Origin of the sequence: Microseira wollei NIES-4236, from assembly GCF_020521235.1 — a bacterium.
GTDB lineage: Bacteria > Cyanobacteriota > Cyanobacteriia > Cyanobacteriales > Aerosakkonemataceae > Microseira > Microseira wollei.
Genome location: NZ_BLAY01000349.1, coordinates 1 through 4,266, shown reverse-complemented (window position 1 = coordinate 4,266; position 4,266 = coordinate 1). Strand labels below are relative to the sequence as shown.

At 45.4% G+C, this 4,266-nt stretch carries 6 protein-coding genes; 2 read left to right on the top strand and 4 right to left on the bottom strand.

What is annotated here, in order from left to right:
* Window positions 1–453: 453 nt before the first annotated feature.
* A complete protein-coding gene (locus MiSe_RS47910; RefSeq protein ID WP_307731683.1) occupies window positions 454–585 on the bottom strand; it encodes a helix-turn-helix domain-containing protein in 132 nt (43 codons plus the stop codon).
* Window positions 586–872: 287 nt separating this feature from the next.
* Entirely contained in the window at window positions 873–1,358 is a 486-nt protein-coding gene (locus tag MiSe_RS47905; RefSeq protein WP_226594372.1) for an anthrone oxygenase family protein, read from the bottom strand.
* A gap of 29 nt (window positions 1,359–1,387) precedes the next feature.
* Between MiSe_RS47905 and MiSe_RS47900 the strand changes: the two genes are divergently transcribed.
* The gene (locus MiSe_RS47900; protein ID WP_226594370.1) at window positions 1,388–2,059 is read left to right on the top strand and encodes a GrpB family protein; all 672 of its coding nucleotides are present in this window, start codon (window positions 1,388–1,390) and stop codon (window positions 2,057–2,059) included.
* Here the strand turns inward: MiSe_RS47900 and MiSe_RS47895 are convergent.
* Entirely contained in the window at window positions 2,056–2,214 is a 159-nt protein-coding gene (locus tag MiSe_RS47895) for a hypothetical protein (protein WP_226594368.1), read from the bottom strand. The two genes, MiSe_RS47900 and MiSe_RS47895, sit on opposite strands and share 4 nt — an antisense overlap.
* A 58-nt stretch (window positions 2,215–2,272) precedes the next feature.
* Window positions 2,273–2,869, bottom strand: a complete 597-nt coding sequence (locus tag MiSe_RS47890; RefSeq protein ID WP_226594366.1) for a TetR/AcrR family transcriptional regulator — start codon at window positions 2,867–2,869, stop codon at window positions 2,273–2,275.
* Between the two features lie 229 nt (window positions 2,870–3,098).
* On the opposite strand from MiSe_RS47890, the gene MiSe_RS47885 reads away from it, so the two are divergent.
* Window positions 3,099–4,223 (top strand): PPC domain-containing protein, encoded by a 1,125-nt coding sequence (locus MiSe_RS47885; protein WP_226594364.1) that lies wholly within the window; start codon window positions 3,099–3,101, stop codon window positions 4,221–4,223.
* Window positions 4,224–4,266: the final 43 nt, after the last annotated feature.

The window sequence follows — 4,266 nt, the reverse complement described above, 5'->3', positions numbered from 1 at the left end:
TCCTTTCCTTATAAACCTTGTGCTGGTTACTACTTAAGATTCGACCTATCTTAAGAGATTTATAAGGGTTACTTCGTTCCTAATTTCCGTTGTTCCTAGTTTTAGGGTCTTTCTATACACCGAGTCTCTATGGATGTTTCCAGTTATGAGTCTGGAGTCATCTGGCATTTTAGACTTTTGACATTTTGTCTCCAGCCAATAATCCGAGTAGGCTGGTTGCGTGTTACGGTGTTTCAGATGAAAGTTCGTATTTCTACCCATGACTAGATGCTAGATGGGATTCTTAATCGGATTTTAAATTACCACCGTTTAACCCCGCTTCAACCTATAAGATTACCAGTTTTATAGATTGGGGATTAGGCTGTCACTCCAACATCAAGAGGGATGGACTTACACCATCACGGAAATTAGATTGTCAAGGTTAATTATTACCAACCTTGCCCTGCTTACACTTCAGCCTTTTGAGCTTTCCATTTTTGCAGGAACGAATCGCACCCAGACCCAACGCACACAGCCAAACGCTTGCGCTAGATGGGATTGCTGTTCATCAGTTGGATAGATTCTGACTTTGACTGCCTTTAACATGATTACGACCTTTATCATGCTTTTATAACTATGATAACAAATCTCAGTCGAAAGTTCCCGATTCCAGTAAACTCGCTTCGTTAGGAAGAGTTTGTTCGTTTCGTCGTTGCAGATTTCTCTTGCTCGCTGCGTTTCGCCTCAGTCAACCTGCACTCCAAGGGCTCACTCGCATTCATCCCGACGCTGAATCAGAGATTACAGCGCGGGGCTTATGCTGCTTCAGCTAAAAATAAAATGCAGCTCAAAACTTCTTTCCTTCTGCCTCCTGCCCCCTGCCTCCTGCCTTCTTAATAGAGGGCCATCGTCAGCAATGTCGCTGCTGCCAGCGATGCTACTGTCCGAACGTGATTCCAGAATGTCCAGTTAGTCAGGTAGTTAGCCCATAGTCTCGCACCCTCAGCGCTGTTTGGTTTGGCGATCGCCAGCGCATCATTTAACGGTACATTGAAGGCGATCGTTACTCCAACTGCACCAACGAGATAAAGCAGGCTGCTGATGAGAATATAGGCTGTATCCGGTTGATGCCACTTGAACAATGAAGCGATCGCTAGAAAAAGACAAGCTGCTGCTGTTCCAAAGATCGCGAACATGAACAATGGATTGATGGCTGCGATATTGATAGACTGCATGGCAGCGATACCTTGGGCAGGTTGGAGTCTGGCAAGGGCAGGCATCACGAAGGTAGAAAACGCAAAGAAGACACCTGCAACCAGTCCACAGCCTAGTGCCGCGAAAAGTTTTAATGTGGAAAGCGAGGAGTTTGTCAATGTCATAAAGCCTCCTGTAAATATTCAATTGTATTTTGTCAGCTTTGTCAGCCGAAGTATTGCCGCGTTGCAAGACGAGACAAAAAATCTGCGCTCGCAATAACCATCTTACGCCGCAACCAATTGAGCGATTTGGGTACGAGCATTGGCAATCGATTGTACCAAATTATTATTGTATAAAAATGGATGAAGTTATCATCACTCAATACAATCCAAACTGGGTAATATCTTTTGAGCAAGAATCTGCATGTATTCGGGCAGTTTTAGATAGAGATTTTGTTACCCGCATTGAGCATTTTGGTAGCACAGCCATTCCAGGGTTAGCTGCAAAACCCATCATCGATCTATTGATAGGTGTACGCTCGCTAGCAGAGGCAAAACAAGTTGCAGTTTCTCCGCTAGAACAGTTAGGCTATGCTTACTGGTTGGAGAATCCTGACCCTCAACGGATGTTTTTTGTTAAAGGGTTACCGCCTAATAGTCCGCGCACTCATCACATCCACATGGTCGAGCCAGATAGTGTATTGTGGGAGCGTTTGATATTTCGAGACTATCTTTGCAAGCATCCAGATGAAGCAGCTCGTTATGCTCAATTAAAGTACAATCTTGCCCAACGCTTTTCTAGCGATCGCGAAGCATACACAGCCGGAAAAGCTGAGTATATTAATTCTGTCATGCAAAAAGCTCGACAACAGCCAACCAGCTAACAGATTTTGTCGGAAGCGTTAGGCGCGCTTAGAAAAATACTATCCCATTCGCTCGAACTATAAGGGTAGTCTAATGGAATATCGAGGCGATCTTCAAAGGTTCCACCATCCCAGTAAGGTGTAATATCTAATGGCTTCGATTTTCTAGTTTCCACAGCTTGATGTTAATTTCGCACTCATCTTATCGATATTGTATTAACTCCAGAATCGCTCTTAGTGCCGATTGCGAAGCGTTGCGATCGCTAATCGCGGTAACTCCTCTGCAAACTTTTCATCCAGCGGTAAATGCCCCACCAACAGCCGAAAATAGATGCCTCCATACAACAGATCGATTGCCAATTCTGGGTCTAGGTTGGGGTCAAATTCTCCATTGCTAATGCCCTGCTGAATAATAGCTTTAGCCGCCTCCCGTCGCGGATAGAGGAAGCGAGCGCGATAATTTGCTAATGTTTCCGGACAAGCCTGCCCCTCAGCAATAATTTGCGCCACAATTCGCCCATAATCCCCGGAAAATGCTTTAATTAGGAGCGCCATTTGCGCCGCGATCGCAAATGGCGCCGATTCTGCTTGGGGAAATTGAATTTCTGGCGACAGTTTCTCTAGAAAGGCATCCATCACCACTGCTGTTTTATTTGCCCACCAGCGGTAAATCGTGGTTTTACCTACTCCCGACTCGCGGGCGATCGCTTCAATCGACAAGTCTTTCAGGGTGGTTGTTTGCAGCAAGTTCCAAGTCGCTTCCAGAATCGCCGTCTTCGATTCTTCCGATCTCGGTCGTCCAATCCGTTTGGTTGCAGAGGTTTGAGGCATTTTTCACCAAACTGCTTGACAACTGCTTTTAATTTTACGATACGTATTTTAAGATCGCGATCTGAAGTGATTGGATGCAATATCGTTGAAAATTGGTATAACAATCGCAATGCTGTTGCCTAAATCCGCGATCGCCGCTATCTAATTTAAGTTTTAAGGAAATTCAAAGCAGAAGAGTGTCAACATGAAATCATTCTTTTCATTTCGCGGCTCAAATTTCAATGAACTCATGATTCTTTGCCTGTTGGGCGTAACTTCATTGAGTCCTCCTGCGATCGCAGAAACAGAAGGGGACTTAAATATATGCACGAATAGTTTCGTCAGTACGGGCAGAACATTCGCTCCTGGAGATGAACTCGATATCAGAGCCAGCGGCAGGATAAACTTTGGATTTGTTGCTGGATCGGGCGGCCCCAATGGGATTGACTTCCCTGCAGATTACAATTATTTCCCAGATGTGTCGCACGGTCGTTTGATGGGCAGAATCAAACAGCCCGGGATGGAGGATTTAGAGGGTTGGTTTTTCATTGGCGAAGCCAGAAAAATTACAGTTCCAGCGTCAGGTATTTTAGAATTTTTAGTGAATGACAAGAAGCCAGGAGATAATAGCGGGCAATTCTGCATTCAGGTCATTAATGTTAATTCATCTAACCCCCAAGCAAGCAGAACTAACCCAGCAAGACAGACTCGAAGAGAGAGGGCGTCAACCCCACAGACTCGAAGAGAGAGGGCGTCAACCCCACAGATAGTGGAAGGGAAGCTGGATCGAAATAGCGAGATAATGCTACAAAATAACGCCTATTTTAACGTGCATGAGTTTACCGGGCGTGCGGGGCAACAAATTGCAGTCGAACTAACCAGCAGTGAATTCGATGCCTATCTCTTTTTAGTCGATTCTACAGGAAAGACGCTTGCTGCTGATGATGATGGGGGTGGTAGCAGTAACGCGCGAATTCTCATGAGGCTACCCCTGGATGGAACCTATCATGTTGTTGTTACTAGCGCTGTTGGTAGCACAACAGGTAGCTACCGTTTGGTCTGGTCTGAAACAGTAGCATCAACAAATAATCAACCAACCCAACAACAACTTTCTCCATTTATGCAGTTGTTATCTGAAGGGTTAGGAATCCCAACAAGCGTAACAGAAATGGCTGAGAATCCCTATTTCCGACTCTACTACTTTCTAATGGGAGGTAGAGCCAGAAGTTCCGAGGAAATTGTTCAAGAATTAGGCGCGCTCTCCAATCAAATCGCCAACAATACCAGTAGAATTGACACTCCCCGGCTTAAAAGACCGGGGATTCTAAGCTCATCGTCAGAACTTGCTCCACCAGGGTTTCCCCAAGCAGAGTAGCGGTTCCAACTCCCTTAGCGTTACTTTGGGGATGCCCTCCCCT

Bases quoted from the DNA above. Each gene is read 5' to 3' on its own strand.
- MiSe_RS47910 (WP_307731683.1), bottom strand. From the start codon at position 585: ATGTTAAAGGCAGTCAAAGTCAGAATCTATCCAACTGATGAACAGCAA.
- MiSe_RS47905 (WP_226594372.1), bottom strand. From the start codon at position 1,358: ATGACATTGACAAACTCCTCGCTTTCCACATTAAAACTTTTCGCGGCA.
- MiSe_RS47890 (WP_226594366.1), bottom strand. From the start codon at position 2,869: ATGCCTCAAACCTCTGCAACCAAACGGATTGGACGACCGAGATCGGAA.
- MiSe_RS47885 (WP_226594364.1), top strand. From the start codon at position 3,099: ATGATTCTTTGCCTGTTGGGCGTAACTTCATTGAGTCCTCCTGCGATC.